Below are 1283 nucleotides of genomic sequence, written 5' to 3'. Positions count from 1 at the left end.
GGGTGTGGGCGCGGGCGGCTCGTGAGCGGCGGGACGGGCGGTGCCGCGGGCCCTGTTCGTAGACCCGGAACGCCGCCCAGCAGACCGTCAGCGTCAGCGCGAACACCGGGAGCCAGGCCAGTCGGGCCGCCACCCAGGTCAGGTCGTCGGGGCGGGTGTGCAGGCCGGGCAGACGGCCGGCGGGCAGGGTCGCGGCCGTGGTGGCCATGAGGGCCGTCTGGTGCCAGAGGAAGACCGTCATCGCCGAGAGGTTGACCAGGGCCACCGCCGACCAGGCGAGGGGCCTGCGCAGCGCGCGGCGCAACCGGTCCCGGAGCAGCAGGGCCAGGCCGCACTGGGCCAGGCCGAAGGTGACGGCGGCCAGGGTCGGCGGGTCCAGGTTGGAGATCGTGGTGCCGGGGACGCCGACCATGGACGCCGGGTAGCCCGCCCACAGGACGAGGGCCGCCGTCGCCGCCGTACCGCCGGTCAGGAGGACCCAGCCCGCCCGGGCCCGGTCCAGCTCGCCGCGGGTCCAGGCCGCGCCGAGGGTGTAGGGCACGAGCCAGCCCGCCGCGACGTTGACCCAGCCGAGCCAGGACGGGCCGCCGAGCCCGAAACGGATCAGGTCCACGTGCAGTACGACGGCCAGCGGCCACAGCGGGTTGAGCCGGGTCAGGAGAGGGGTGGCCGCCGTCAGACCCGCGAACACGACCAGGAACCACATCGGGGACAACGCCAGCTTGACCAGCGCGCGGACCGTCTCGAAGTCCGTGCCGGACAGGAGCAGCGCGACGGCCGTCACCGTCCACACGACGAGGACCGCGGCGACCGGGGTGAACAGCCGGGACAGCCGGGCGGCCAGCCATTGGCCGTACGTCGTGCCCCGGGCGCGTGCGGAGGCGTAACCCCGGGTCGCCACATGGCCGCCCACCAGGAAGAACACCGCCAGTGTCTGGAACACCCAGGAGATGGGCGCCAGCCACGGCATGTCGCGCAGCGGGCTCGCCGTGTGCAGGGTGCCGCCGTCCGCGACCAGCGCGGTCACCAGCCAGTGGCCCAGGACGACACCGAGGATCGCGAAGGCGCGGAGGGCGTCCACGGCGCGGTCCCGGTCGGGCGGGGTCGCGGCGTCGAGGCGGACGGCGGCCTGGCGGAGTCGTTCACGCATGGGTCGTCACCTCCGTGGTCTCGCCGAGGACGATCCGGGCGAGGTTGGCCAGGGAGGCCGAGCCCGGTGAGAAGTAGTCGCTGTGGCCGCCGTCCCCGGCCGCGAAGACGCGGGCGCCGAACTCGGGGGACAC

1 protein-coding gene is annotated in these 1283 nt (G+C 74.9%); it reads right to left on the bottom strand.

Annotated features, from left to right (window positions below; genetic code table 11):
• Positions 1 to 1150, bottom strand: a 1150-nt coding sequence (locus tag JHN45_RS52045) for an acyltransferase (protein ID WP_201056513.1), incomplete at its 3' end; no start/stop codon positions are given.
• Positions 1151 to 1283: the final 133 nt, after the last annotated feature.

It is taken from the genome of Streptomyces sp. MBT53 (genome assembly GCF_016654115.1).
GTDB lineage: Bacteria > Actinomycetota > Actinomycetes > Streptomycetales > Streptomycetaceae > Streptomyces.
This window is presented reverse-complemented; position numbering and strand designations above follow the sequence as displayed.